Here is a 26,793-nt window from a genome sequence, read left to right as displayed (position 1 = left end):
CGATAACTTAACCTATAAAGAACATATACTATGATATTAAATTGTGTAGTAGTTGATGATTCAGCGATACAAAGACTTTCTATTGTAAAATTAATAGAGAATAATAATCATCTAAATTTAATTGCTGAATATAGCAGTGCTTTAGAGACTAAAAACGGTTTAAACACCCACAAAGTTGATCTTATCTTTTTAGATATTGAGATGCCTGTTTTAAATGGTTTTGAATTACTTGACGTACTTAACAATAAACCCCAAATTGTTTTTGTTACAGGTAAAACAGAATACGCTTTTAAGGCATTTAATTATGATGCGACTGATTATTTACAAAAACCTATTACTAGAGAACGTTTTAGTCAAGCTGTAGATAAAGCTGTAGAGCATCATAAATTAAAGTTAGATTATAACCAAGAAGAAGGAGAACATATCTTTGTTAAGAGTAATCTTAAAAAGCGTAAAGTTTATATTAGAGATATTAAATGGATTGAAGCACTTGGTGACTATGTAAAACTAGTTACTGAGGACACAAGCTTAGTGGTATTATCTACAATGAAAGCGTTTGAAAGCGAATTACCTGACGGTAAGTTTTTAAGAATCCATAAGTCTTATATTGTAAACTTGGACAAGGTTGATCGCTTTAACAGTAAAAATGTTGAAGTTGGTGCTTATGAAATCCCATTAAGTAGAAACAAAAAAACACAATTAGTAGATGCTTTAAACAGTATCTAATAACAAAATATAATGCCCTAAAAAAACCTGCTTTTAAAAGCAGGTTTTTTTATATCTAATAGCTAATTAAACCTAATAGTTATCGACGTTAATAACAACTCTAACACCTTTAAAATTACCAATAGCCTCAAAACTAGTATGTACTTTTTTGATAGCTTCTTTAGTTTTACCTAGGGGTTGACCTTGAGGAATCTTTATTAAAATGTTTTTGTGGTATTGATTTCTTATTCTTGATATTGGCGGAAACTCTGGTCCTAAAACATTATGCTTAAACAACTGTGTTAATGCTTTTGCTAGCCAATCTCCTGACAAATCTACCTTATTATAATCCCTATGCTTAATCGTAATTTTAATTAATCTGTAAAATGGTGGATATTTATAGTTATAACGTTCTTCCAGTTGCTCCTTATACATTCCAATATAATCATTAGTAGATACTTGTTGCAAAATTTTATGGTAAGGATTATACGTCTGGATTAATACTTTTCCTTGTTTTTGGGTACGTCCTGCTCTACCAGAAACTTGTAACATTAATTGAAAACTCCTTTCATGCGCTCTAAAATCCGGAAAGTTTAACATATTGTCAGCATTCATAATTCCTACCAACTTTACGTTTCTAAAATCAAGTCCTTTAGTTAACATTTGTGTACCAACTAAAACGTCAATTTCTTGCTGCTCAAACGCTGTAATAATTTTTTCGTAACCAAACTTACCTCTTGTAGTATCCAAATCCATACGACCTACTTTAAGATCTGGAAACAGCAATTTGACTTCGGTTTCTATTTGCTCTGTACCAAAACCTTTAGTGTCTAAACCTGGTGTACCACACGCCATACATTTTAACTGCATAGCACTATTATAACCACAATAATGGCAACGTAATTGTTTGCGATATTGATGATACGTTAAACTAACATCACAGTTAGGGCATTGTGGCGAATGTCCACACGTATTGCACTCTACAATTGGAGAATATCCTCTTCTGTTTTGAAACAATATAATCTGATGTCCATCTGCAATAGCTTCAGTCATTTCTTCTATTAATCTATCAGAAAAATGACCTTTCATTTTTTTCCGTTTCTGCTTATCTTTAATATCTACAAGCTCGATATCAGGCAATTGCACGTTATTGTATCGTCGATTTATTTCGACTAAACCGTATTTTTTTTCTCGTGCATTGTGATAGCTTTCAATACTTGGAGTTGCACTTCCTAATAGTGTTTTTGCTTTAAATATTGAAGCTAAAACTACAGCGACATCTCTGGCATGATAACGTGGTGCTGGATCAAACTGCTTAAAGGAAGACTCATGCTCCTCATCGACGATAATTAAACCCAAATCGTTAAATGGTAAAAAAATGGACGATCGTGCTCCTAAAATTATTTTCGCTTTCGCTGAATTATTTAGCACTTGATTATAAACCTCCACACGCTCATGAGCAGAATATTTGCTATGAAACACTGCAACCTGCTCTCCAAAGTAATTTTGAAGTCGTGTTACTAATTGTGTTGTTAATGCTATTTCTGGCAATAAATACAACACCTGTTGTCCTTTACTTATAGTAGCTTCTATTAGTTTTACATATACTTCTGTTTTACCGGAAGATGTTATACCATGTAATAACACAACATTTTGTGTTTGAAAACTGGTCTGAATTTCTTGTAATGCTTCAGTTTGATACTGATTTAATGCTTTTGAATCCTCAGTATCTTCACCATCATAAACGACGCGATCTGTTTGGATATGGTAATCCTCCAGAATATTTTTATCTATTAAAGCCTTTACGGTTGCAGATGACGCTTGACTTTCTGTAATTAAATCTGTTACTTTAACAGGTTTTTTGGTCTTTGCCGAAATAGAAAATAATGTAAGCACAACGTCACGTTGCTTTTTGGCTCGATTACTTAACGTTTCTAATAATTGATTTAAAGCGTCTTGAGAGCTGTATGCTTCTGTTAACTTGACATATCTAACATATTTTGGTTTGTACTTATCGTAGATTTCTTCATTTAAAATAATGGCTTCTTTTTCTACTAATCGCTTAACAACAGGTAGCACATTTTTTTTATCCAAAATATTAGCAATATCCTGAATTTTAAGCGACGATTGATGCTGCAATGCTTCGTAAATCAAATACTCGTCGTCTTTTAAATCGTTCTCATTTAAATCTAAAGCATTGTTTTTACTTATTATAGTTTCGCTTTCAAGCAAAAAAGCATTTGGTAAAGCAGCACGCATTACTTCGCCTTCTGTAGACATGTAATATTTAGCTATCCAATGCCACAATTGTAATTGTGTTTGGGTTACAATGGGTTGTTCATCTAAAATTTGATGAATCTCTTTAGCCTCATATATAACAGGTGCTGTTTGATGTATTGCAGCTACAATACCTGTGTAAATTTTTGTTTTCCCAAAAGGGATAGACACACGCATACCAATAGTTAAAAACTCGCTTTCTGCTTGCGTGATACTATATGTAAAACGCTTTTCTAATGGTATTGGCAGTATGACATCTATAAAATGCAAAGGTTAGGCTGTTGTGTTTAATTAATATATTATTGTATTCTTTCCCAATATTGTGTCGAGTAGAAAAAACCAATATAGCCTCTAACCTGAAGTTTTCCTTCATCTGTTACGATTAGTCTTAAATCGTACTCTTTACCATTTTGCGGATCTACGATAGTTCCGTTTTTAAAGTATTTACCATCTTTGGTCATACTTTTAATAATATCTAAACCTAAAATTGGTTTATTATAATCGTCACCTTTACACTTTACGCAAGGTAAGTCACGTCTTTCTTTATTAAAAATCTCGATAATTTTACCAAAAACCTTTCCGTCTTTTTTGTAAATCTGAACAATGGACTTAGCCTCTCCAGTTTCGTCATCAATGGTTTTCCATTTTCCTAAAATATCTTGTGCGTTTACTGAAAAACCAAAGATTAATACGATTACAATAATGATACTCTTTTTCATAATTAAAAACTTTTACGTAGTTGTTTTAAAGACATGTTTAACTCAAAACCTAATAACAAAATATTAGCATTAAGCCATAAATAAAATAATAAAATTAATAGTGCTCCAATTGATCCATATAACTCATTATACTGAGCAAAATTTTCAATATAAACACCAAATAAAAAGGAGGTTACTAAAATTAAAATGGTGGTAAACAATGCACCAATGGAGAAAAATTTAGACGACTTCCCTTCTGCTGTACCAAAATAGTACAACACTGCTGTTGCTATGTATACCATGACGACAAAAAATCCGTATTGTGCCAACGTACTCCATATACTAACTTGCCTTTTGGCAATATAACCATGATTGGTTAAATTATCTATTACATAGATATTAAAATAACCTAAAACAGCAACGGTTATAATTAGTAAAAATGACAAAATTAACGCAATGCCTAATGCGTAAAAATATTGTTTAAACACATTGCGTGTTAATTGGTCGTGATACGAGTTTTCAAACCCAGAAAATAAAGCATTAATACCATTAGCCATTAAAAAAATGGATAATAAAAATACGGATGATAATAATCCTCCATTTTGATTTCCACCAATATTGTTAAATATATTATCCGAGAAAAAATCTGATGTCGTTGGTGGCAAAATAGACTCTAAAAACACCAAAAAATCCGTCTGAAAATCCTCTATTGGAATATAGGGAATAACAATAATAACAAATAATAAAAACGGAAATAACGCCATAAAAAAGCTATAAGCAATTGCACTTGCTCTTGCTGTTAAGGCTCCTCTAGCGATACCTATAATATATAACTCGATTAAATCATATAATGACAAACCCTCTAGTCCAGGTAATTTAAACCTACCTAATAGCTTAACCAAAAGGTTAACCACAGGGATTTTACTAAGCTTTTCTTCTATTGCTTGAGACATTATCTAGATAAAATTTGTACTGTTACAGGATGTATTAATCAACTGCTTTTAAGCTTAAATCCATGTTATAAACCGAGTGCGTTAATGCACCAGAAGAGATAAAATCTACACCACATAAGGCATATTCTCTAATCGTTTTTTCATTTATACCACCAGAACTTTCTGTTAAACATTGATCACCAATTAATTTAACTGCAGTTTTAGTGTCTTCGTAATTAAAATTGTCTATTAAGATTCTGTAAACGCCATCCGATTTTAAAATCTCTTTAATTTCGTCTAAATCTCTAGCCTCTACAATTATCTTTAAATCACGATTGGTCTCTTTTAAATATTGCTTCGTTTTATCAATAGCTTTTGTAATGCCTCCTGCAAAATCTATATGATTATCCTTTAACATAATCATGTCATAAAGTGCAAATCTATGGTTTTCTCCTCCTCCAATTTTTACAGCCCATTTTTCAATAGCTCTAATACCTGGAGTAGTTTTACGTGTGTCTAAAACTTTAGTACCTGTGCCTTCTAACAAATCTACAAATTGTCTTGTTTTTGTTGCAATAGCACTCATACGTTGCATAGCATTTAATACCAAACGTTCTGCTTTTAATATAGATTGTGATGCGCCTGTAACATAAAATACAATATCACCATATTTCACTCTGCTTCCATCCTCAATCAAAGTCTCTACAACCAGGTTTGGATCTACATATTTAAATACTTGTTTAGCAAATTGGACACCAGCAATAATACCGTCGTCTTTAACTAACAATTTTGCTTTACCTTCTGCAGTAGCAGGAATACAAGATAATGAGCTATGATCACCATCGCCAACATCTTCTCTAATAGCGTTGGTAATGATTAAATCTATTTCTTTATCAAATTGGGCTTGACTTATCATGTGTTTCTTATTTGATGTAAAAATAACAAATGCTTGTTGAATAATTATTTAAGAAACATTATTTTTGAAAATAAATCTATCACTATTGACCTTTAACAACTTACAAAACTAAGTTAGTAAGCCTCAAACCTAAATAATACAACTATGTTTAATCGTTCTACTTTTTTACTGCTACTAATTTTTCTTTTTTGCACTGCTATGCTTAGTCAAAACTCAGTTTACATTGATGAAGATTTTACAACAATGGATTCTATTAGCTATTATAAAAAATGTAAAGGGATTACAAAAAAATGTTTACAATACAAAACAGATAGTTTGACTGTAAACAAGCTTTCTCCAATGTATCGTTTTGGCAAATTAAAGGTTGATGAATACGATCAAATTAAAACCTTAATACAATCCAAGTCTAATAACACTAAGGAAAATAAATATATTGTCATAAAATATTATGATTCGATTTTTGGATTTGAAAGAGCAGAGAAAATTCATGCTAAACACAAAATTACAGAGTCTTTTAATAGAAGTTCAGGCAAAGTTTATGTAAGACAAGTAAAAAGTCATCCGTTTAATGAAGACATATTTAAAGAAGAAAGAGCAGATTGGCAAAAAAGAAGAGAAAAATGTATTGAAAAATACGAAAAACGCTATCCATTAGATTTTGTTCATATGTACAAAACTGAAGAAAACGCTTTAAGTACTTACGTGGATTTTGAATGGATTAAAGATCAAGGTGCTTTTAAAAACAAGTTTTTTGACGTTCAGAATAATTATAACCTACTAATAATTAAATCTGATGGCGAATACTTTTTAAGTGGTGGACATCTGACAAATAGTAAATTTGAAAAACTACTTAAAACAGACGATTGGACAAAATTTAAAGCCGACCTTGAAGCGTCTAACACTAAAAATTTTACCGAAGGAAAAGGTATATTTAGTAAATATGAATTTTACCATAACAGCAAACACTGCTTTTAGTAATACATCAAACTAATTCTAAAATTAACATATGACTATCAAACTGCTTGCTATAGGCAAAACAGACAATAAACAACTACAACAGTTAATTGATGATTATACAAAGCGATTAGGCTTTTATATAGGTTTTGATTTAGAAATTATACCAGACTTAAAAAAAGTAAAAAACCTTAGCGAAGACCAACAAAAACAAAAAGAAGGCGAACTAATTTTAAGCAAACTTAAACCTACAGATATTTTAATATTACTAGACGAAAATGGCAAACAATTTGACAGCGTTGGTTTTGCAGATTATTTACAAAAACATATGAATTCTGGAGCAAAACAAATAGTATTCGTAATTGGTGGTCCTTATGGATTTAGCCCAGAAGTTTATGCCAAAGCACAAGGAAAAATATCGCTATCTAAAATGACATTTTCTCATCAAATGGTACGTCTATTTGTAATCGAGCAATTATATCGTGGCTTTACCATTTTAAGGAACGAACCATACCATCATAGGTAAATCAATTTAAATTAATAATCAAAAATTATATACATGCAACTTGTTTTTGCTACTAATAATCTAAATAAAGTTAAAGAAGTCCAAGCTTTAATTCCTGCGCACATAAAACTACTTACCCTAAAAGATATTGGATGCTTTGAGGATGTGCCAGAAACCCAACCAGATATCAAGGGTAATGCTATACAAAAGGCAGAATATATAAAACAAAACTATGGTTATGATTGCTTTGCAGATGACACAGGATTAGAAGTAGATGCGTTAAATGGACAACCTGGTGTTTTTAGTGCCAGATACGCTGGACCACAACGCAACGACAGTGATAATATGGATTTATTATTAAACAATCTTAAAGATAAAAATAATAGAAACGCACAATTTAAAACAGTCATTGCGTTACACATAAATAACAAACTAGACACGTTTACTGGTATTTGTAAAGGCGAAATAACTACAGTTAAGCATGGAGAAAAAGGCTTTGGTTACGATCCAATTTTTAAACCAAATGGATACACATACACTTTTGCCGAAATGGATTTAACAGAAAAAAACAGCATTGGACATCGTGGTAAAGCAGTACAATTATTAGTCAATTTTCTTAATAATCTTTAAACAGGTTACAAGATTTAAAAAATTGAATTCAATTAAGCCAATAATTATCTTTTCAAGGTTAACTTCACTACTGTTTGCAATTCATTTATCATAGTCAGAAATACACTTACGCCTTTTATATACAGCACTTAAAGAGGATAAAATAATAAAAATTGAATATCAGAAATAAAAACGTACCTTTGCACCTTGAAAAACCCAAGAGGGTTATTTTATTCCTCAGAGAGAGGATGTGTTATTAGAAGTTTAGGTTAAGTATATTCAATGCGCTTCTATTTGTAACACCAAACAGATTGACATTGAAATACATACTATAAAAGAATGAGCACATTCCAAGATTTAGGTCTAAACGAAGATCTATTAAAAGGTATTGCAGATTTAGGTTTTGAAACACCATCTGAAGTACAAGAAAAAGCAATCCCAATTTTATTAAACCAAGAAACAGATTTAGTAGCGTTAGCGCAAACTGGAACTGGTAAAACTGCAGCATTTGGTTTTCCAATGTTACAAAAAATTGATGTAAGCAGTCGTACTACACAAGGGTTGATATTATCTCCAACTCGTGAGCTATGTTTACAAATTGCTAACGAGATGAAAGCCTACGGAAAACACCTTAAAGGGTTAAACGTTGTTGCTATTTATGGAGGATCAAGCATTACTGATCAAGCAAGAGAAGTAAAAAGAGGTGCACAAATTATTGTAGCAACTCCTGGTCGTATGAAAGATATGATCAACCGTCGTTTAGTAGATATTACTAAAATTCAATATTCTGTTTTAGACGAAGCAGATGAGATGCTAAACATGGGTTTTAAAGAAGATATTACAGATATTCTAGCTGGTACTCCTGAAGACAAAAACACGTGGTTATTCTCTGCAACTATGCCAAAAGAAGTGGCAAGTATTGCAAGAGATTTTATGAACAGCCCACAAGAAATTACTGTTGGTCATAAAAACCAAAGTACAGATAACGTATCGCACGAATACTATTTAGTAAATGCACGTGATCGCTACCAAGCTTTAAAACGTTTAGCAGATGCTAATCCAGATATTTTTTCAGTTATATTTTGTAGAACAAAACGTGATACTCAAAAAGTAGCAGAAAACTTAATCGAAGATGGTTATAGTGCAGGAGCATTACATGGTGATTTATCACAAAACCAACGTGACATTGTCATGAAACAATTTAGATCTCGTCAAATCCAAATGCTTGTTGCAACAGACGTTGCTGCACGTGGTATTGATGTAGATGATATTACACACGTAATTAACTACCAATTAAGTGACGAAATAGAAACTTACACACACCGTTCTGGTCGTACAGGTCGTGCAGGTAAAACTGGTGTATCAATGGTAATTGTTTCAAAAAGTGAAGTACGTCGTTTAAAAAGTATCGAACGTATTATCAATCAAAAATTTGAATTAAAAGAAATTCCTAACGGAATGGAAATTTGCGAAGTACAATTAATGTCTTTAGCAAACAAAATACATAACACAGAAATTAATCACGAAATTGACAAGTATTTAGAGGACATCAACACGTTGTTTGCTGATACGTCTAAAGAAGAGTTAATTAAAAAATTCTTTTCTGTAGAGTTTACACGTTTCTTTAATTACTATCAAAAATCTAAAAACCTAAACGTTACAGCTGGAGACTCTGGACGTGATGGTGGTCGTGAAGGAAGATCACAATCTTCTGGAAGTGCTGCACGTTACTTTATTAACGTTGGAGAAAAAGATGGTTATGACTGGATGAAATTAAAAGATTTCTTAAAAGAAGTTTTAGATCTAGGTCGTGATGATGTATTTAAAGTTGATGTTAAAGAAACATTCTCTTTCTTTAATACTGAAAAAGAACACCAAGAAAAAGTCTTAGCATTCTTTACAGACTACAAGGACAACGGACGTTATGTTAATGTAGAAGTTACAGAAGACAGAGGCGGAAGTCGTGGTGGTCGTGATAGAAACCGTGGAGGTGGCGGAAGACGTCGCGATGGTGGAAGTGGTGGCGGAAGACGTCGTGACGATAAACCAAGAGGAGAAAGACGATCGTCTAGAAGAAGCGATGACAGTTCTGGTAACAGAAGTGACAGACGCAGAAGTAGCGATAGTAGTTCTGAGAGATCTAGTCGTTCTAACAGAGATAAATCAGAGTTTAAAACCTCGCACTCTAGACCTACACGCTCTAGACGTAAAGATTAATACAACCTACTAGTTAACTTAAAATTAAACCTTTTTGTTAATATTTAGTCAAAAATAAAAGAAGACGCTATTTATAGCGTTTTCTTTGTTATTTTTATAACTGAAATTTCATACATGAAGTACTACTTATTTATTTTACTAGTTGGTTTAAGCACAACTTTTGGTTTTTCACAAACTAAAAAAGAAAACACAAAAGCAGTAACTTCTATCAAAAAAAGTATTGACTCTACTGCTGTAAAAGCAGAATCTACTGTCAAAGGTATCATTATTGATGCCACTTCAAGACAACCCTTAGAAAACGTAAACATTGTTAATCTAAATCAAGTTATAGGTACAGCTACAAATGATAAAGGTGAATTTGAATTGCGTGCACAAGCAAATGACACCCTTCACCTATCCTATTTAGGTTTTAAATCCATTAAAGTTAAAGTAACCAATGACTGGGTTGATCAAATCGAAAAATCTACTATTACACTAACAGAGTTAGCTTTAGCTCTAGAAGAAGTTGTTGTTACTGGATTAAAGTTAACAGGTTATTTAGAAGTAGACATTAAGCAAGTAAATATAAACACAAATTATAGATATAGTATTTCGGGTCTTTCTAATGGTTATGAAGCCGGAAAAAAGCAACCTAGTGCTGTAACTAAGGTTTTAGGATCAATATTTAATCCGCTTGACTTTTTATACAACACCTTTAGTAATAAAGGGAAAGAGCTTAGAAAGCTAAAAAAAATGAAAGAGGATGATAATATACGCAACACGTTAGCTACACGCTTTGACAGAGAAATGTTGATAGCATTACTTGGTGTTAATAAAATTGATTTAGACGAAATTGTTAGCCAATGTAACTACTCTGAAGAGTTTGTAACAACAGCTAATGACTTACAAATATTAGATGCTATTAGTGAGTGTTATGAAGAATATAAGGTTTTAAATCGTGGTCGTAAAAAAAGACTATAATTAAACTATTATACAAGAAATACAAAAAAGTTCAAATTAAATTAATTTGAGCTTTTTTTATATACTAAATCAAAGTCAATCACGATTTGTCGCTGTAAAATCGCGCAACTATGTCGTCATAACTCTTAATTGTTTTTTTACACCAATCTAGTCTTTTTTCTAACTTTTCATCTTCAGTTAATTGCCAATTAATATCTGTTTTTTTTAATTTAGATGTTGCATGTTGTAAAATAATTGCAGCACTAACAGATATGTTTAAACTTTCAGTAAAACCAACCATTGGTATTTTTAAAAAGCTATCTGCTTGATTTAAAACAGCATCAGATAAGCCTTCAGTTTCTCTTCCAAAGAAAAAACACGCTTTTTTAGTGACATCAAAATCATACAAATCACAATCATCTGTATGTGGTGTTGTTGCTACAATTTGATACCCTTTTTGTTTTAAGTTTTTAATACAATCTGTTACAGTATCAAAACGGTTTAAGTCTACCCATTTTTGCGCTCCCATGGCTATTTCACCATCAATACTTTTACTATTAGTTTCTTCTACAATATTTAATTCTTGTAAGCCAAAAACATCACAAGTACGCATGACAGCACTAGTATTGTGTAATTGGTAAACATCCTCTGTTGCGACAGTAAAATGTTTTGTACGTTGATTTAAAACTTGTTTAAAACGTGCTAATCTATGGTCTGTTAAATAGGTCTCTAGATGTTGTAATAATTGTAAGTCTATCATGGTATAAAAATAAAAAACCTGATGGTATTAGCATCAGGTTTTTAAATAGTTTAATATTATAATTAATTGGCTCCTATGTTACCTTGTGCTAGTATAACCCCTAAATTAGTTGCGCTTAAGTGCACATTAACGTATCCATTGACAGTAAAAACATCGTCAAACCCAAATGGTGTACCGTTATCTAATTGTGCCACATTAGTTTTACTAATTCTAGAAACTACAGGATTAAATGTAAAAGCAATAGCTCCTGGTGCTGTTGCTACACTTCCTGAATGGATATGTGCTGGATGTACACCTCCTTCAGGACTTCCTATTAAAGATATTTCAGCAAGAGCTTCTCCATTAACGCGTTCAGTAAAGGTTATGGTTCCAGAAATATCACTCACATCAACTTCGCTTAAAGGATAACTAAAAGTATTTGTTGTTAATATATTTTGACCAATATCTGACTGTGTTACAATAACGTTGCTTGTTTCGCTTTGATTGATCACAATATTTCCATCAAAGTCTAATAAGGCTTCATAAGATATCGTGGTACCATCTTCTAGTGTAGAAAAGGTGGTTCTGCTTTTTCCAGAATTACCATCAATAGGAACTAGATTTATTGCTACTTGGCTATTTGCACCATCATAATCTGCTGCTGTGTCAAAAGCGATTTTGGCAGGATAAAACTGATTAGTTTCGGTTCCAACCAAATTAACTTCGATAGTTATTGTACTGTTGGAATTTTTAAAATATTCTATTGTTCCAAAGATATTAGAATCACCAAATGCTTCGATATTAAAAATTTCTGAAGCTATAGATGTTATTTGTTCTGAAGCATCATCATCAGAACAATTGGTAAATAATGTAATAGAAATACAAAGAAAAAGATACTTGAGGGTTTTCATGGATTAATTTTTTAAAATGAATAACTTAAATTTTTTACTAAGCTTTAAGATATTAAAGGGAATTAATCTTAAGTTTATAATCGAAATTCAAATGTAGTAAAAAAAATGAAACATCTAGTAGTACTTACAGGTGCAGGTATTAGTGCTGAAAGCGGAATTAAAACGTTTAGAGGTGCAGATGGGCTTTGGGAAGGTCATGACGTTATGCAAGTAGCCTCTCCAGAAGGCTTTGCTAATAATCCAGCATTAGTCCTAGAATTTTACAACCAACGTAGACGTCAACTATTACAAGTAAAACCTAATAAAGCACATTTAGAGTTGGCTAACTTAGAAAAACATTTTAAAATTACTATAATTACTCAAAATATTGACGACTTACATGAACGTGCTGGAAGTACAAATGTTATCCATTTACATGGCGAATTATTAAAAGTGCGAAGTACTAAAACCGAAACTAACATTTTAGATTGGAAAAAAGATTTAAACCTTGGTGATTTAGACAGTAATGGTCATCAATTACGACCACATATTGTATGGTTTGGAGAAGCTGTACCTTTAATAGACAAAGCTGTAGAGGTTTGCGCTACTGCAGATAAGCTGCTAATCATTGGTACCTCTTTACAAGTATATCCTGCTGCCAGTTTAATGCATTATGTCCCAGAAAATACACCTACTTTTTTTATAGATCCTGACCCTTCAATTTCTAGCACAAAAAACTTAACTGTCATTGCAGAAACTGCTACTAAGGGTATTGACACATTTATCTCTGTTTTATAATTATGAGATATTGGCTTGTAGTATTAATTTTGTTTTTATGTACAATTGTAGTTGGTCAAAACACAGTACTTTCATTTAGAGAAAATCTATTACTAAAATCAAATATTAACACGCAAAACGAATCCTTTTCAATACAAAACAACAACCAATCTATTCTTGTTAATGCTAACAATACCTATCGGTTAGAAGTTGGTGCTAACTATAAATTTTTAGGATTAAAAATCGGATTTTCGCCAAGCAGCAGATCTTCTGATTTTAAATCAAAATTTTTGAATTCGCAATTAAATATCTTTATTAAACAGTGGATACAAAGTTTTGAGTATAGAAAAGTAAAAGGTTTTTATCAAGAAAACAATGCGCAGTTGTTGGCTCAATTTCCTGATTTAAAAACAACAAGTTGGCTTGGTACAACCTCTTATGTTTTAAATGATAATTTTTCGTTGAAACATTTAACACATCTAAATGAATGGCAACGAGAAACAGCTGGTAGTTTTGTCCCAACTTTAAAATACGGTTTTAATAGATTAAGTAATATTATTGATTATCAAAAAGTCGCAGAAAATAGTTTTGACCTTTCCTTTGCTCCTGCTTACTATTATACTTGGGCCTTCAAGGATCATTGGTTTATATCCTCATCTATCGCTCCAGCTGTAGGTGTTAGGTTTACTACCGAAAAACTAAACACTGCTATAAATAAAGACACTTTTATATCGCGAGCATTAGATTTAACATTACAATTTGGATATACTTCTGAAACGATAAGTGCAGGAGCTAGTTTTAATTTTGACTCCAATGCTATTAATAAGGATCTGACACAAAGTATGGTTAACGATAAAAGTTATGCTAGTCTTTATTTTGGTTATAGGTTTACGCCTCCAAATTTTTTAAAACGAACGGTAGAACAAATAGAATCCACCATAGGCTTATAAAAAACAATCAAACAATTTGAAAACCAACAGGTTAAATATATTTAATCAAATTAGTTATTATGGTTAAGGTGTTATATATTTAATCAATAATCGCTATTAACCAACCACTACATAAATATGAATACTAAGAAGATAGACCTTCTTAATATTGGACTTATTACCATATCATTATTGATTGCAATAAAAATTCCTTTTGAATTGTTTTTGTTCTCTTATGCTATTTTAGGACCATTACACTATTTAACCGAAATTAATTGGTTAAAAGAACGTAATTACTTTGTACAGAAAAATATAAAGTGGACGTATTTTTTTACTGTTTTTGCCATAATACTGGCTATATATCCTGTTTACAAATTTTTAGATTTAGGCTTAAATAATAGCTTTAATGATCTTTTAAAATTAATAAACCAAAACACAAACGCTTTACTGTTAATAGGATTTTTTCTTGCTGTAGGATTAATATTTGTTAGCAAGGTTAAACATCTAATACTCATATTATTTATTGCTATAGTAATAGCCTTTACTTTAACATTGTATGTGCCAAAATACTTGTTATTTGTTGGGCTATTTTTACCAACGCTTATACATGTGTATCTGTTTACTTTTTTATTTATAATTTTTGGAGCTTTAAAAGCTAAAAGCAAGTATGGATTTATATTGGCTTTTATATTATTGTGCGTTCCTATTATTATTTGGCAAATTCCGATAAATGCCAAAGGTTATAATTTGTCACAAAGTGCTATTGACACTTATGTAGATAGTAACATGATGGGAGTAAACAGTACTATAGCTGGCTTTTTAAATCTATTTGAAAACGGAAAATTTTATGCACTATCTGAAGTAGGTTTAAAGATCCAAATATTTATAGGTTTTGCGTATACCTACCATTATTTAAATTGGTTTTCAAAAACATCAATAATAGGTTGGCAAAAAGCTATTTCTGTTAAAAAAGGGTTTTTAATATTAGGTATATGGATAGCTTCTGTTGCATTATACTTATATGACTATAAAACTGGATTAGTTGCTTTATTCTTTTTAAGTTTTTTGCACGTATTTTTAGAGTTTCCTTTAAATGCTCTAACTATAAAAGAAGTCTTTTCTATTAAAAACTATAAGCTAAAATAGCTATTTCATTAAATTAATATCTGCAATACTTTTAATACGGTTTCGTTCTAAAAAGGCATCAATAGTTTCAAAATGCTCAATAACACGCTGGTCTTTAAATTCGAAAACTTTTTCTGATAAACCTTGTAAAAAATCTCTGTCGTGAGACACCAAAACTAATGTACCATCAAAAGATTTTAATGCTTCTTTTAAAACATCTTTAGATTTTAAATCTAAGTGGTTTGTTGGCTCATCTAGTATTAATAAATTAACAGGTTCTAATAATAACTTAACCATTGCTAATCTTGTTTTTTCTCCTCCAGATAGCACACCTACTTTTTTATCAATATCATCGCCTTTAAACATAAAACGACCTAAAATATTTTTAATTCCAGTCCTAGCGTCACCTTTAGCAACCTCATCTACAGTTTGAAAAACCGTTAAATCATTATCTAACAAAGCTGCTTGGTTTTGTGCAAAATAACCGACTTGCACGTTGTGTCCAAGACTACACGCTCCATCATAATCAATTTGACCCAAAATAGCTTTAATCATAGTAGATTTACCTTCTCCATTACGTCCAACAAAACTAACTTTTTCGCCTCTTTTAATAGACATATTAGCGTCACTAAACACAACGACATCGTCATATTTTTTTGTCAAATTTTGTACAGATACTGGATAATCTCCTGATCTTGGTGCTGGCGGAAAGCTAAGTTTTAAAGCTGAGTTATCAACTTCATCAATCTCTATAATTTGTAGCTTTTCAAGCATACGCTCTCGTGATGTGACTTGGTTTGTTTTAGAGTAAGTCCCTTTAAAACGCTCAATAAAAGCCATATTGTCTGCAATAAATTTTTGTTGCTCTTGATAGGCTTTAATTTGATGACTACGTCTATCTTCTCTTAACTGTAAATAATGACTATAATTAGCCTTATAGTCGTAAATACGACCCATTGTTACCTCAATAGTACGATTAGTTATATTATCAATAAAAGCTCTGTCATGCGATATTACCATTACTGCATTAGCTTTATTAACTAAAAAGTCTTCTAACCAAATAACAGATTCTATATCAATATGGTTTGTTGGCTCATCTAATAAAATTAAATCTGGCTTTTGTAATAAAATTTTAGCTAGCTCAATACGCATACGCCAACCACCAGAAAACTCGTTAGTTAAACGCGCAAAATCTTCTTGTTTAAAACCTAAGCCTTTAAGTGCTTTTTCCACTTCGGCATCGTAATTAACATCCTCTAAAGCATAATATTTTTCGCCTAAATCTGATACTTTTTCAATGATAGCCATGTACTCATCACTTTCATAATCTGTTCTAGTTTCTAAAGCTTTATTAAGCGCTTCCATTTCGTCACGCATAGCATAAACGTGCTTAAACGCTTTTGCTGCTTCTTGAAAAACAGTACAATCATCCTCTGTCAATAAATGTTGCGGTAAATAAGCAATAACAGCGTCTTTAGGTGCTCTTACATGACCTCTTGTAGGCTTTTGTTCGCCTGCAACAATCTTCATCATGGTTGACTTACCTGCACCATTTTTACCCATTAAAGCGATTTTGTCTGTTGGATTAATTACAAAAGACACATCACTAAACAAGGCGGTTCCGCTAAACTCTACTGCTAAATTATCTATAGAAATCATAGTCTGTTTTTTAAAGTTGCGAAAGTAATAAAAAGTGTGGATTTACTTCTATTTAATATTTGATTTTGTCTGTTATTGTAAGTACCTTCGATAATATTCTAACCCTTTTATAATTTAGACAACTATCAATTTATCTCAAACCCATATTGTACCTAAACAACATGTACCAATAAGACTTCAAGATTATGGTGTTGGTATTTTTGAAGCTGCATTAACAAAATCTGCTTTAAAAAAAGTTTTAAAAAAGCAATACATAACTGTAAATGGTAACATTGCAACGTCTGCAACTTATATTAATGGAGGTGAAACTATTTGCTTAACAATAACACAAGATGCACCTCCAAGAAAAAGTCTAACGTTTAAATTAGAGGTTTTATTTGAAGATGATTATCTAGCTGCTATACACAAACCAGCAGGTATTTTGGTTAATGGTAATAGCTTTAAAACTATAGCCAATGCACTAACACAAAATATAACTAGAAGTACACTTAGCGACGTTGCAAAACCACAGCCTGTGCATAGATTAGACTTCCCAACCACTGGTATTTTACTAGTTGGTAAAACTAGTAGTAGCATACGTGCCTTAAATACTTTGTTTAAAAACAGAGCGATAAAAAAAACGTATTACGCAGTAACTATAGGTACTATGGAACACGAAGGTTTTATTACCACTACTGTAGATGGTAAAACTTCAAAATCAAAATATAAGGTACATCAAACGATAGATTCTAAACGTTTTGGAAAATTAAATTTAGTCCAATTAGAGCCTTTTACTGGAAGAAGACATCAATTACGCAAACATCTTTTTAGTATAGGCAACCCTATTTTAGGTGACAAAGATTATGGCTTTGAAAATTTAATATTAAACGGAAAAGGTCTATATCTACATGCTTATTCTTTACAATTTATCCATCCTTTTACAAATGAAAGCTTATATTTAAAGGACCAATTACCTAAACGTTTTAAAAAGTTATTTGCTGACATTTAATTTTTATTAAATTTAAAAAAGAAACCTCCCACAAATGACACGCTTCCATTTTACAAATTTTATTATTATAGCTGCTACTGTATTATTAATTATTAATATTTATGATTTAGATTTTAATAATATTAAAAATGGACCATTTAGCGGAATCGTATCTAATCTTCTTCTAATTATAGCCATGATACTTACCAGGAGAGATATTAAAAAAAGAGAGAGCAAAAACTAACTTTTAAGACTAATTAGCTGTTTTAGAGACTATAAATTACAAATACGTTAATTTATTATAACTTTCTAGCACTCAATTCAAAACAAAATAGTACTTTCGCGCCTTATTTAAAAAAAGCATCTGTTATGAAGCGTATTAATGAGTACAAAAAACTATTTAACGTAGATCAAGATTTATCTTTAAAAACGTTAAAATCGTCTTACCGTAATTTGGTTAAAGAATGGCATCCTGATAAGTTTCAAGCAGGTGATGAAAAAGCGCAAGAAGCAGAATTAATGAGTCGTAAGGTTATTGATGGATACCACTTTTTAGTTAGTATCTCTCCAGAAACTATTGAGGCTAACAAAGAAGAATATGCAGTAACGGTTACTAGTCCTATTATGGATTGGAAGCATAAAGGATTGTTATTAGAAGTTACTTTTTTAAATGGAGATACTTATGAGTACTTTGGTGTAAATAAAGCGTTATACATTAAGTTTTCTCAAAGCGACAAGCAAACACGTTTTGCTAAACGTAGTATTTTTAATTCTTTTCCTTACAGAAAAATTAAAAAGAGTGAAGTTACAGCTTAATTGCTAATACTTAATACACATAAAAAAAGAGCTAAAATTTTAAATTTTAGCTCTTTTTTATTTAATATTATATAACTACTAATTTTTAACTCTTTAGTCTTTAGTCCTTAGGTTTATTTTTTTCTTCAATCCATTTGCTCATAAACTTAGTACTTTGCATGGTATGATGCATTAGCATTTGCCCATAAAAATGTTGCTGCCTATGCACTTTTAATCCTGCTTTAAGCAATTCTATTTTATATAAAACATCCTTGGTATAAATAGCTTTATCATACAATGTATTAATAATCATAAATCCATTTTTTTGCTTCCCATTCCAATAAATTTTATTAGAATACAACTCTACTGCTTGTTTGGCAAAATTCTCAGGTTCATCAGCAATAAAAGCATTAGTATCTTTTAAGGTTCCGTACATACCTTCTGCTCCAATAGTTGTGGTAACACATGGTGTACCATTTAACATCGCATCTATTAATTTACCCTTAAGTCCTGCACCAAAACGTAAAGGTGCTAAACAGACTTTAGCGTCTTGCATAACCTGATTAACATTGTCCGTAAAACCTTTTATTAAAAATCCTTCTTTTGGATTATGTAATTGCATTGCTTTTTCTGACACGTAGGATCCATACACATGCATTTCGGCTTTAGGTAATTCCTTTTTAATAAGAGGCCAAATATTAGATTTTAAAAACATGACTGCATCAACATTAGGTTTATGCATAAAATTACCAATGGTAATAAAATGGTTTCTGTCTTTAAATTTAGGGCTATTTCTTTGGGCTTCTGGCGATACAGGATCTAATAAAAATGGTAAATAATATAATAGATGCTCATCTATTTTAAATTGATTTACTAATATCTCTACCTCAACTTGTGATATAATAAATGATAAATCGCAACGTAAAATACTTGCAATTTCGCGTTTAGCAGTATCATTTTGCAAGTAATTTTTATCAAAAATAGCTTGATCTTTAAACGCTTGCTCACGTCCTTTACGCAAACAATGTAAATCTTCGGTATCTAAGATACGTAAGGCATCAGGACATTGTTCTGCCACACGCCAACCAAACTGCTCCTCCACCATAAATCTATCAAAAATAACTATGGATGGATTTAGGTCTTTTATAAATGTATCAAAACTAGCATCGTTTAATACAATGTTTTTTATGGTAACACCAATACTTGATAAATCAAATGCATTATCCGATTTAGCACAAGCACTAGCAAAAGTAATGTCATAATTAGCTGATTGAAATACTTCAATCAATTGCATCATCCTACTTCCTGCTGCAGAACTTTTAGGTTCTGGCCAAACAAATCCAATTATTAAAACTTTAGGTGCCAATTGAGGGATATTTTAGATATTAAAATTTATTCTGCTTTTGGTGCTAATGCATAGCCCATCCTAACTTGATTTACCCAATCCACTACTGCTTTTATTTGCGAATCGGATAATTTAGCGTCTCCATGCGTCCAAGTATAACTTGGTAAAGGCATTTTCTTTTCTTCAACTTCTTCTGCAAGTTCTTCAAATTTATGGTCTTTACGTTTTATAGAGTAATCTGACCATTTAGAAAAATCTAAATGTTTTTTACCGTCTTCAATGTGTTCATTCAACCAAAAATTTATTGGTGTAATTTTATCATACCATGGATATTTAGTATTACTGCTATGACAATCAAAACATGTGGTTTCAAGAATGGTTTTAACTTCTGGAGAAGGTTTTGTTTCGTTTAAAAAAGCGGTTAAATCTTCAGTATTACCTTGGTTTTTCTCAGGCGAAAAAAATTGTGCAACTATAAAAACCAGTAATAAAACTAGTCCAATCTTTTTAAGTAATTTCATTTTAGTTATTTTTAGACTTTAAAAATAATAAATCTTTGACGACTGACGCTTTATATCAAGAATTAAATTATGTTAATCATTCTCGTGAAAAACGTTTGTATTATGCACACCTGCTGTTAGCTAACACTAATTTAATACCTAAGATTTTAGATATTATGTTTATGGTTGACGACAAAATATCTCCACGTGCTGCTTGGGTTTTAGAGTTTATGTGTAAAGAAAACCTAGAAGCTTTAATCCCTTATCTGGATACATTTACAGAAAACATGGGTCGTGTGCATATAGATTCGGCAGAAAGACCTGTTGCAAAAATTTGCGAATATATTGCTATTGCCTACTATGGTAAAACGCCTTCTAAATTAAAAGATGCCTTACTTCCGAGACATCGGGAAAAAATTATTGAAGCTTGTTTTGATTGGTTAATTACAGATGCTAAAGTTGCTGCAAAAGCGTATAGCATGAATACTTTATTTTTGTTTGGTAAGGACTATGATTGGGTCCATCCAGAATTAACAACCATTTTGGAACGTGATTTTGCTTCTCAAAGTGCTGCTTTTAAAGCCAGAGCAAAGCAAATTTTACATAAAACTAAAAAATAAAAATTGTTATTTTAATTAATTCTTAAAGCGTAATCCTTTAGTCTTCCCGTTAAAAAAACTATATTTATAGCTTGTTAAAAAACAACTATTTTTATGTCTTTAAATCAACTTAATGCGATCTCTCCAATTGATGGTCGTTACCGAAATAAAATTGAAAAACTACAAGATTTTTTCTCTGAAGAAGCACTAATTAAATACCGTGTTTTAGTAGAAATTGAATACTTTATTGCTTTATGCGAAGTTCCACTACCACAACTTAAAGGTGTAGATTCTAGTAAATTTGAAGCATTGCGTGACATTTACAAATCGTTTACTACTGAAAATGCTCAGGCTATAAAAGATATTGAAAAGGTTACCAACCATGATGTTAAAGCGGTTGAGTATTTTATAAAAGAACAATTTGATGCTTTAGGTTTAAGCGAATTTAAAGAGTTTATACACTTTGGATTAACGTCTCAGGACATTAACAACACAGCAATCCCATTAAGTATTAAGGATGCTATGAATGAGGCTTACGTACCAGAATACTTAAATGTTTTAAAAGAATTAAAGCGTCTTGCTAAAGATTGGAAAGATATACCAATGCTAGCTAGAACACATGGTCAGCCAGCGTCTCCAACCCGTTTAGGTAAAGAAATTGAAGTATTTGCTGTACGTTTAGAAGAGCAATTTAACTTATTAAATGATATCCCAAGTGCTGCCAAATTTGGTGGTGCAACCGGAAATTTTAATGCACATAAAGTGGCTTATCCTAGTATAGATTGGAAAACTTTTGGAGGTACATTTGTACAAGAAAAACTAGGTTTATACCACTCGTTTCCAACTACACAAATCGAGCATTATGACCATATGGCTGCGTTGTTTGATTGTTTAAAACGTATTAATACCATTATTATAGATTTAGATAGAGATATTTGGACCTATGTATCTATGGACTACTTTAAACAAAAAATTAAAGCTGGAGAAGTTGGTAGTAGTGCTATGCCACATAAAGTAAACCCAATAGATTTTGAAAACAGTGAAGGTAACTTAGGAATAGCTAACGCTATTTTTGAACATTTATCTGCAAAATTACCTATTTCAAGATTACAACGTGACTTAACTGATAGTACTGTTTTACGTAATGTTGGTGTCCCTTTTGGTCATACTTTAATTGGTTTTGGATCAACACTTAAAGGTTTAGGTAAATTATTATTAAACCAAGCTAAATTTGAAGCTGACTTAGAAAACAATTGGGCTGTCGTTGCAGAAGCTATACAAACTATTTTAAGACGTGAAGGTTATCCTAATCCTTATGAGGCTTTAAAAGGATTAACTAGAACTAATGAAGCGATTAATAAAACCTCTATTTCAAATTTTATTGATACCTTAGACGTGAGTGAAGCTATTAAAACAGAATTAAAAGCCATATCACCAAGTAATTATACAGGAATATAACATGTTTAATGACAAGACATCTTTAATACTTTGCACTGTAACCGTTTTACTTTTATTTATTGGAGGTATTACAGACTTATTAAGTAATCCGATTTACGTTGGGTTGATTGTTATTGTTTATTTAACCGTTATTTTAAACCTTGTGCTAGTTAAAAAATCCAGTAATGGAGACGATGACTTTTTTGAAACAAAAATTAAAAAGTAATAACAACACGTTTATTGTTATAATATAAAAAAAGGCTTATCCAATGGATAAGCCTTTTTTATTAAAAATAATGTAATTATTATTTAAAAAAGCTAGTTAAGCTTTTAAGTTGTGCTTGATCTATGTCTGCGTTAGTTTTTCTTTTTTATATTCTCACCAATACTAATGATTATTAAATTTTTAAAAAAGATATTATATAAATAAAAATTTATTAATGATATTTTGACATAAATATAAACAAGCAATTTTTTTAACAAAAATTTAAACCGTTATGAAAAAATTTCTTTTTTTATTTGTCCTTAGTTTGGGACTATTTTCTTTTTCTAAAGCAGAAGTGATAGAAAAACAAAATGCAACTATTGACACTTTAAACTCTAAAACATCTGACTTTAATTTTGTAGTACACAATTATCATGACAACAAAGGTTATAGATGTAGAGCAGAAATAACTTATAATGGAGAAGTTGTTGAAACAGTTTATGGCTATGGGACTACTCCTGAAACAGCATGTTTGTTTGCTACTATGGCAGCAGTACTTTATATCGAACAACAAGGTGGTACTTACCCTTAATAAATCACTTACTCAAGGTTTAAAATATTAAACCTTGAGTTTAAAAATCGCACTATGAAAAAAAAACTTTTAATTTTACTTTTCTTTTTTTTACAAGTATCTTTTTCACAAGAAAATATTATCATAATTGATTATACGCATCATATTCATATGAAAGAATTACCCTCAGCAACAATTGTTGATGCTAGATTAACTTTTAACGATACTGTATCAAATTACGAAATGGACTTTGTTGGAAACTTAAACTTTGAGGAAGAAAAAGCAGGTAAAGAAGGTGGCTCTGTTTATGCGATAAAGGCAAAAAAAAATCCTCATATTTTTAAAAATTTTATAGAAAAAAAAATAAGCAGTATTGAAAGAGTTTCAATGAAACCATTTTACGTAAAAGACACTATGAATATTTTTGATTGGAAAATTGATACTTCAAAAAGAGAAATATTAGGTTACAAGTGTCAGAAAGCGAAAACCCATTTTAGAGGAAGAGAATATATTGCATATTTCACTTTAGAAATACCATATCCAACAGGACCATGGAAATTTTATGGATTACCTGGAGTTATTTTATCTGTAGAATCTACAGATAAAGTTTTTAAAATGAATGCAAACCAGATTGTTATAAAAAAAACAAATGAAACTATTAGCAACCCATTTGACGAAATTGTTTTAAAACCCATAACTTGGGAATCCTACATAAAAGAATATGAAAAAAAATATTATGAATTAAAAAATTATCGAGGAGAAAATGGTACTACAAGATCACTACCAAAAAAGAAAATTGAAACGATAATATTAGAAACCGCTCCATATATCAAAGATTGATTTTGAACACTATAAAAACAACCTTTAAAGCCATATTTATTATGGTTTTCTTATTTTTAAATAGTGATAATTTATTCTCACAACATTTTATCTCTGGCATTATTATAGACAATCAATCCAATGAGAAATTACCTTTTGTAAATATTTTGATAAAGAATAATGAAAATACTATTTTATCATATACAACTTGTAATGAAAATGGGACTTATTTAATCGAGTTTCCTTCCGAATATGATGAAATAATAATAGAAACATCAATATTAAGTCATAAATCTTCTTTAAAAAAACTTCAAAAAGAGAAAATTTCTAAAAAATCATATATTGTAGATTTTGAGCTAGAAGAAACCATATCTACTTTAGAAGAAGTCATTGTTAAAAGTAAAAAACCAATTTTAATAAAAAACGACACTACAGTCTTTAGACCAAATAATTTTAAAGATGGAACAGAAAGAGACGTTGAAGATTTATTAAGAAAACTACCAGGAATAAATATTGCAAAAAACGGGTCTATAACTTTTAAAGGCAAACGTGTAATACGTGTACTTTTAGATAATGATAATTTATTTGATGATAATTATACAATAGGTACAAGAAACATTGATCCGGAAATTATTGAGGAAATTGAAGCTATTGAAGATTACCAAAAAAACCCATTATTAAAAGGTATTAAAAACACAGAGGATGTAGCATTAAATTTAACACTTAAAAGAGGTAAAACGGATGTCTCTGGAGATATTAATATTGGCTTAGGTATTGAAAATAAATATAGATTAATGTCTAACATTCTTTCTATTTCAAAAAAAATAAAAGGGTTTGGATTACTTAATTATAATAACATTAATCAAAATGTTAGTCCTTATAATTTTATCTCGAATAATTTTGACTTATCAAAAATTAATGAGCTTAGGTTTAGAACTAATAATTATTTAGCATCAAACAATTTTAATATTCTTATACCCGAAGAGTATATTGGATCAAATAACAACTTATTTGGCAGTTTTAATGTTTTAAATAAATTTTCAAACAAAACATCATTAAGGATTAATGCAAATTATTTAACCGATAACTTAGAACTAAACAATACAACTAAAACAAATTTTAATAATATTGATTTATCAATTACAAATATTTATGACCAAAATAAAAAACCAAAAGTAAATGTTTTAGATTATGAGTTAATACATAGACCTAAACAAAACTCTATTTTAAATGTTAAAGGTAAAATAGATTATACTACCTTAGATATAAATTCATTTAGTACAAATAATAATTCAGTATTTAGGGAAATAAAAAAGAGTGAAGATTTATTTATTAATCAAAACATAGAGTACACAAATAAATTAAATAATAATAGTGCTTTTCAATTGGTTGGTAATCTATCAAAAAATACCATTCCTCAAGAATTAGACTTCAATAATATAGACGTAACATCTAGTGGTTCCATAAATCAAGACGCAAAATTTATTAAAAACTCTTTTAATATATCTTCAAAATATTTATCTAAACTAAAAAATGGAAATTATTCGTTATCGTTAGGTATTAAAAACGAAAACAACTTATTAACATCTAATAATGACATTGTTAACTTTAACCATTTTAGTAATAATAATGATGTTACATTTAGAGATAATAATTTATATTTTGACTTTAACTATCTATTTAAAATTAACAAATGGAGATTTGTTTTTGAAAACAGCTTATTTTATTCTGATGTAAAAATAAATAACAATTCAAGCTTAACAAAAAATAAAAAGATTATTAGTAATCCATCACTAACGACTTATTTGGGTTTAACTAAACACTCTAATATCTATATTAATTATAATATTAACAACAGATTACCAGAACTGGATAAAATGTATTCTGGACTTATTCAAATTGGAAATAGAAGCATACTATCTAACACTTTTGATTTTAATCGTATAAGAAGTGAAAATGTATCTATAGGATATAAAATAAATGATTTTTATAATTTATTTCAATTTAATTCTTATTTAAACTATTCGAAAGTAAATTATGACTATCTAAACACGTTATTTATCGAGGAAGACACTTCACTAAACATAACTAATTTAGAAAAATTAGATAATAGTAATTATCGATTTGGAATTGAAACTGAAAAATATATTAATTTTATTAAATCTACTATAGATTTAAAAAGTACTTTAACAATCAATAATTATAAAAACACTATAAATAATAATGATATAAGAGATAACAAAAGTCAATCTTTATTGCTAAAACTAGACATTAGAACTGGCTTTAATAATAAACTAAACTTTGAAAATTCGATTGTATTTCAAAATAATTCATTTTCAACAGAAGGTTTAGACCAAGTGAATTTTTCAACTTTTCAAAATAACTTCTCGACTAAATTTGTTAATGACAGATTTAATTTTATTATTGAAGCAAAATATTTTGATTCAAATTTAAAAACTAGAAATAACAGTTTTACCTTCTTGGATGCCATCTTTAATTATGTTCAAAAAAATGAGAAAATAGAATATGAACTACGATTTAATAATTTGCTTAACAAAAAGTTTTTTGAAGAATTGAATTCTACTGACTACTCTACAACTTTAAGTACACAAACTTTATTAGAGAGATACTTTTTACTGTCAATTAGATTTAAATTATAAAAAAAGGCTTATCCAATGGATAAG

At 30.2% G+C, this 26,793-nt stretch carries 27 protein-coding genes; 18 read left to right on the top strand and 9 right to left on the bottom strand.

Annotated features, from left to right (window positions below; translation table 11 throughout):
- Positions 1-30: 30 nt before the first annotated feature.
- Positions 31-726, top strand: coding sequence for a LytTR family DNA-binding domain-containing protein (locus WNY60_RS08545; protein WP_145002100.1), 696 nt, complete (start codon positions 31-33; stop codon positions 724-726).
- Between the two features lie 72 nt (positions 727-798).
- On the opposite strand, the gene priA is transcribed toward WNY60_RS08545, so the two are convergent.
- Genes priA through nadC form a run of 4 tightly spaced genes read right to left on the bottom strand, consistent with a single transcriptional unit; the run spans position 799 to position 5,528 of the window.
- A complete protein-coding gene (gene priA / locus WNY60_RS08540) occupies positions 799-3,252 on the bottom strand; it encodes a primosomal protein N' (protein ID WP_145002101.1) in 2,454 nt (817 codons plus the stop codon).
- Positions 3,253-3,281: 29 nt separating this feature from the next.
- Positions 3,282-3,701 carry a DUF2147 domain-containing protein gene (locus tag WNY60_RS08535; RefSeq protein ID WP_145002102.1) on the bottom strand — a complete coding sequence of 140 codons (420 nt, stop codon included), beginning with the start codon at positions 3,699-3,701 and terminating at the stop codon, positions 3,282-3,284.
- 2 nt (positions 3,702-3,703) lie between these two features.
- Positions 3,704-4,633: a YihY/virulence factor BrkB family protein gene (locus WNY60_RS08530; protein WP_145002103.1), complete on the bottom strand. Its 930-nt coding sequence runs from the start codon at positions 4,631-4,633 to the stop codon at positions 3,704-3,706.
- A gap of 34 nt (positions 4,634-4,667) precedes the next feature.
- Positions 4,668-5,528 carry a carboxylating nicotinate-nucleotide diphosphorylase gene (gene nadC, locus WNY60_RS08525; protein ID WP_292946643.1) on the bottom strand — a complete coding sequence of 287 codons (861 nt, stop codon included), beginning with the start codon at positions 5,526-5,528 and terminating at the stop codon, positions 4,668-4,670.
- A 198-nt stretch (positions 5,529-5,726) separates the two neighbouring features.
- On the opposite strand from nadC, the gene WNY60_RS08520 reads away from it, so the two are divergent.
- The 5 genes from WNY60_RS08520 to WNY60_RS08500 all read left to right on the top strand — a co-directional run bounded on the left by WNY60_RS08520 (position 5,727) and on the right by WNY60_RS08500 (position 10,773).
- Entirely contained in the window at positions 5,727-6,503 is a 777-nt protein-coding gene (locus WNY60_RS08520; protein WP_342862103.1) for a hypothetical protein, read from the top strand.
- Positions 6,504-6,534: 31 nt separating this feature from the next.
- Positions 6,535-7,008 (top strand): 23S rRNA (pseudouridine(1915)-N(3))-methyltransferase RlmH, encoded by a 474-nt coding sequence (gene rlmH, locus WNY60_RS08515; protein ID WP_145002106.1) that lies wholly within the window; start codon positions 6,535-6,537, stop codon positions 7,006-7,008.
- Between the two features lie 33 nt (positions 7,009-7,041).
- Positions 7,042-7,617 carry a non-canonical purine NTP diphosphatase gene (locus tag WNY60_RS08510; protein ID WP_339808821.1) on the top strand — a complete coding sequence of 192 codons (576 nt, stop codon included), beginning with the start codon at positions 7,042-7,044 and terminating at the stop codon, positions 7,615-7,617.
- Positions 7,618-7,935: 318 nt separating this feature from the next.
- The gene (locus WNY60_RS08505; RefSeq protein WP_342862102.1) at positions 7,936-9,813 is read left to right on the top strand and encodes a DEAD/DEAH box helicase; all 1,878 of its coding nucleotides are present in this window, start codon (positions 7,936-7,938) and stop codon (positions 9,811-9,813) included.
- Between the two features lie 114 nt (positions 9,814-9,927).
- The gene (locus WNY60_RS08500) at positions 9,928-10,773 is read left to right on the top strand and encodes a carboxypeptidase-like regulatory domain-containing protein (RefSeq protein ID WP_145002109.1); all 846 of its coding nucleotides are present in this window, start codon (positions 9,928-9,930) and stop codon (positions 10,771-10,773) included.
- Between the two features lie 79 nt (positions 10,774-10,852).
- On the opposite strand, the gene WNY60_RS08495 is transcribed toward WNY60_RS08500, so the two are convergent.
- Positions 10,853-11,512 carry an RNA methyltransferase gene (locus WNY60_RS08495; RefSeq protein WP_339808820.1) on the bottom strand — a complete coding sequence of 220 codons (660 nt, stop codon included), beginning with the start codon at positions 11,510-11,512 and terminating at the stop codon, positions 10,853-10,855.
- A gap of 62 nt (positions 11,513-11,574) precedes the next feature.
- Positions 11,575-12,402 carry a hypothetical protein gene (locus tag WNY60_RS08490; protein ID WP_339808819.1) on the bottom strand — a complete coding sequence of 276 codons (828 nt, stop codon included), beginning with the start codon at positions 12,400-12,402 and terminating at the stop codon, positions 11,575-11,577.
- Positions 12,403-12,507: 105 nt separating this feature from the next.
- Between WNY60_RS08490 and WNY60_RS08485 the strand changes: the two genes are divergently transcribed.
- From WNY60_RS08485 to WNY60_RS08475, 3 genes are all read left to right on the top strand, one after another.
- The gene (locus tag WNY60_RS08485) at positions 12,508-13,179 is read left to right on the top strand and encodes an NAD-dependent deacylase (RefSeq protein WP_145002112.1); all 672 of its coding nucleotides are present in this window, start codon (positions 12,508-12,510) and stop codon (positions 13,177-13,179) included.
- A gap of 2 nt (positions 13,180-13,181) precedes the next feature.
- A complete protein-coding gene (locus WNY60_RS08480) occupies positions 13,182-14,108 on the top strand; it encodes a DUF4421 family protein (protein ID WP_339808818.1) in 927 nt (308 codons plus the stop codon).
- Positions 14,109-14,225: 117 nt separating this feature from the next.
- Positions 14,226-15,233: a hypothetical protein gene (locus WNY60_RS08475; RefSeq protein WP_342862101.1), complete on the top strand. Its 1,008-nt coding sequence runs from the start codon at positions 14,226-14,228 to the stop codon at positions 15,231-15,233.
- Here the strand turns inward: WNY60_RS08475 and WNY60_RS08470 are convergent, their stop codons facing one another.
- Positions 15,234-16,871: an ABC-F family ATP-binding cassette domain-containing protein gene (locus WNY60_RS08470; RefSeq protein ID WP_339808817.1), complete on the bottom strand. Its 1,638-nt coding sequence runs from the start codon at positions 16,869-16,871 to the stop codon at positions 15,234-15,236.
- Positions 16,872-16,995: 124 nt separating this feature from the next.
- On the opposite strand from WNY60_RS08470, the gene WNY60_RS08465 reads away from it, so the two are divergent.
- The 3 genes from WNY60_RS08465 (at position 16,996) to WNY60_RS08455 (ending at position 18,654) form a co-directional block, all read left to right on the top strand.
- Positions 16,996-17,859 carry an RluA family pseudouridine synthase gene (locus tag WNY60_RS08465; protein ID WP_342862110.1) on the top strand — a complete coding sequence of 288 codons (864 nt, stop codon included), beginning with the start codon at positions 16,996-16,998 and terminating at the stop codon, positions 17,857-17,859.
- Between the two features lie 34 nt (positions 17,860-17,893).
- A complete protein-coding gene (locus WNY60_RS08460) occupies positions 17,894-18,082 on the top strand; it encodes a hypothetical protein (RefSeq protein ID WP_342862100.1) in 189 nt (62 codons plus the stop codon).
- 125 nt (positions 18,083-18,207) lie between these two features.
- Positions 18,208-18,654 (top strand): KTSC domain-containing protein, encoded by a 447-nt coding sequence (locus WNY60_RS08455; protein ID WP_145002118.1) that lies wholly within the window; start codon positions 18,208-18,210, stop codon positions 18,652-18,654.
- A gap of 100 nt (positions 18,655-18,754) precedes the next feature.
- Here the strand turns inward: WNY60_RS08455 and WNY60_RS08450 are convergent, their stop codons facing one another.
- Positions 18,755-19,999 (bottom strand): glycosyltransferase family 4 protein, encoded by a 1,245-nt coding sequence (locus WNY60_RS08450; protein WP_342862099.1) that lies wholly within the window; start codon positions 19,997-19,999, stop codon positions 18,755-18,757.
- Between the two features lie 26 nt (positions 20,000-20,025).
- Positions 20,026-20,499 carry a heme-binding domain-containing protein gene (locus WNY60_RS08445; RefSeq protein WP_292946610.1) on the bottom strand — a complete coding sequence of 158 codons (474 nt, stop codon included), beginning with the start codon at positions 20,497-20,499 and terminating at the stop codon, positions 20,026-20,028.
- A 35-nt stretch (positions 20,500-20,534) separates the two neighbouring features.
- Between WNY60_RS08445 and WNY60_RS08440 the strand changes: the two genes are divergently transcribed.
- The 6 genes from WNY60_RS08440 to WNY60_RS08415 all read left to right on the top strand — a co-directional run bounded on the left by WNY60_RS08440 (position 20,535) and on the right by WNY60_RS08415 (position 26,769).
- On the top strand, positions 20,535-21,098 hold the full coding sequence (locus WNY60_RS08440; RefSeq protein WP_342862097.1) for an adenylosuccinate lyase: 564 nt from the start codon (positions 20,535-20,537) through the stop codon (positions 21,096-21,098).
- 93 nt (positions 21,099-21,191) lie between these two features.
- Positions 21,192-22,535, top strand: a complete 1,344-nt coding sequence (purB, locus tag WNY60_RS08435; RefSeq protein ID WP_145002122.1) for an adenylosuccinate lyase — start codon at positions 21,192-21,194, stop codon at positions 22,533-22,535.
- 1 nt (position 22,536) lies between these two features.
- Positions 22,537-22,740, top strand: a complete 204-nt coding sequence (locus WNY60_RS08430; protein ID WP_339808813.1) for a hypothetical protein — start codon at positions 22,537-22,539, stop codon at positions 22,738-22,740.
- 271 nt (positions 22,741-23,011) lie between these two features.
- Positions 23,012-23,311 (top strand): hypothetical protein, encoded by a 300-nt coding sequence (locus WNY60_RS08425; protein WP_342862096.1) that lies wholly within the window; start codon positions 23,012-23,014, stop codon positions 23,309-23,311.
- A gap of 54 nt (positions 23,312-23,365) precedes the next feature.
- Positions 23,366-24,130 carry a GLPGLI family protein gene (locus tag WNY60_RS08420; protein WP_342862095.1) on the top strand — a complete coding sequence of 255 codons (765 nt, stop codon included), beginning with the start codon at positions 23,366-23,368 and terminating at the stop codon, positions 24,128-24,130.
- 2 nt (positions 24,131-24,132) lie between these two features.
- Positions 24,133-26,769 carry a carboxypeptidase-like regulatory domain-containing protein gene (locus WNY60_RS08415; protein WP_342862094.1) on the top strand — a complete coding sequence of 879 codons (2,637 nt, stop codon included), beginning with the start codon at positions 24,133-24,135 and terminating at the stop codon, positions 26,767-26,769.
- Positions 26,770-26,793: the final 24 nt, after the last annotated feature.

The organism is Olleya sp. AS48, from assembly GCF_038900355.1.
Taxonomy (GTDB): Bacteria; Bacteroidota; Bacteroidia; order Flavobacteriales; family Flavobacteriaceae; genus Olleya.
The sequence above is the reverse complement of the archived record's forward strand: the minus strand, read 5'-3'. Positions and strand labels throughout refer to the sequence as shown.

Excerpts from the sequence above, each read along its gene's own strand:
- WNY60_RS08545 (WP_145002100.1), top strand. The coding sequence starts at position 31 with ATGATATTAAATTGTGTAGTAGTTGATGATTCAGCGATACAAAGACTT.
- WNY60_RS08535 (WP_145002102.1), bottom strand. The coding sequence starts at position 3,701 with ATGAAAAAGAGTATCATTATTGTAATCGTATTAATCTTTGGTTTTTCA.
- WNY60_RS08530 (WP_145002103.1), bottom strand. The coding sequence starts at position 4,633 with ATGTCTCAAGCAATAGAAGAAAAGCTTAGTAAAATCCCTGTGGTTAAC.
- nadC (WP_292946643.1), bottom strand. The coding sequence starts at position 5,528 with ATGATAAGTCAAGCCCAATTTGATAAAGAAATAGATTTAATCATTACC.
- WNY60_RS08520 (WP_342862103.1), top strand. The coding sequence starts at position 5,727 with ATGCTTAGTCAAAACTCAGTTTACATTGATGAAGATTTTACAACAATG.
- rlmH (WP_145002106.1), top strand. The coding sequence starts at position 6,535 with ATGACTATCAAACTGCTTGCTATAGGCAAAACAGACAATAAACAACTA.
- WNY60_RS08510 (WP_339808821.1), top strand. The coding sequence starts at position 7,042 with ATGCAACTTGTTTTTGCTACTAATAATCTAAATAAAGTTAAAGAAGTC.
- WNY60_RS08505 (WP_342862102.1), top strand. The coding sequence starts at position 7,936 with ATGAGCACATTCCAAGATTTAGGTCTAAACGAAGATCTATTAAAAGGT.
- WNY60_RS08500 (WP_145002109.1), top strand. The coding sequence starts at position 9,928 with ATGAAGTACTACTTATTTATTTTACTAGTTGGTTTAAGCACAACTTTT.
- WNY60_RS08495 (WP_339808820.1), bottom strand. The coding sequence starts at position 11,512 with ATGATAGACTTACAATTATTACAACATCTAGAGACCTATTTAACAGAC.
- WNY60_RS08490 (WP_339808819.1), bottom strand. The coding sequence starts at position 12,402 with ATGAAAACCCTCAAGTATCTTTTTCTTTGTATTTCTATTACATTATTT.
- WNY60_RS08485 (WP_145002112.1), top strand. The coding sequence starts at position 12,508 with ATGAAACATCTAGTAGTACTTACAGGTGCAGGTATTAGTGCTGAAAGC.
- WNY60_RS08480 (WP_339808818.1), top strand. The coding sequence starts at position 13,182 with ATGAGATATTGGCTTGTAGTATTAATTTTGTTTTTATGTACAATTGTA.
- WNY60_RS08475 (WP_342862101.1), top strand. The coding sequence starts at position 14,226 with ATGAATACTAAGAAGATAGACCTTCTTAATATTGGACTTATTACCATA.
- WNY60_RS08470 (WP_339808817.1), bottom strand. The coding sequence starts at position 16,871 with ATGATTTCTATAGATAATTTAGCAGTAGAGTTTAGCGGAACCGCCTTG.
- WNY60_RS08460 (WP_342862100.1), top strand. The coding sequence starts at position 17,894 with ATGACACGCTTCCATTTTACAAATTTTATTATTATAGCTGCTACTGTA.
- WNY60_RS08455 (WP_145002118.1), top strand. The coding sequence starts at position 18,208 with ATGAAGCGTATTAATGAGTACAAAAAACTATTTAACGTAGATCAAGAT.
- WNY60_RS08445 (WP_292946610.1), bottom strand. The coding sequence starts at position 20,499 with ATGAAATTACTTAAAAAGATTGGACTAGTTTTATTACTGGTTTTTATA.
- purB (WP_145002122.1), top strand. The coding sequence starts at position 21,192 with ATGTCTTTAAATCAACTTAATGCGATCTCTCCAATTGATGGTCGTTAC.
- WNY60_RS08430 (WP_339808813.1), top strand. The coding sequence starts at position 22,537 with ATGTTTAATGACAAGACATCTTTAATACTTTGCACTGTAACCGTTTTA.
- WNY60_RS08425 (WP_342862096.1), top strand. The coding sequence starts at position 23,012 with ATGAAAAAATTTCTTTTTTTATTTGTCCTTAGTTTGGGACTATTTTCT.
- WNY60_RS08420 (WP_342862095.1), top strand. The coding sequence starts at position 23,366 with ATGAAAAAAAAACTTTTAATTTTACTTTTCTTTTTTTTACAAGTATCT.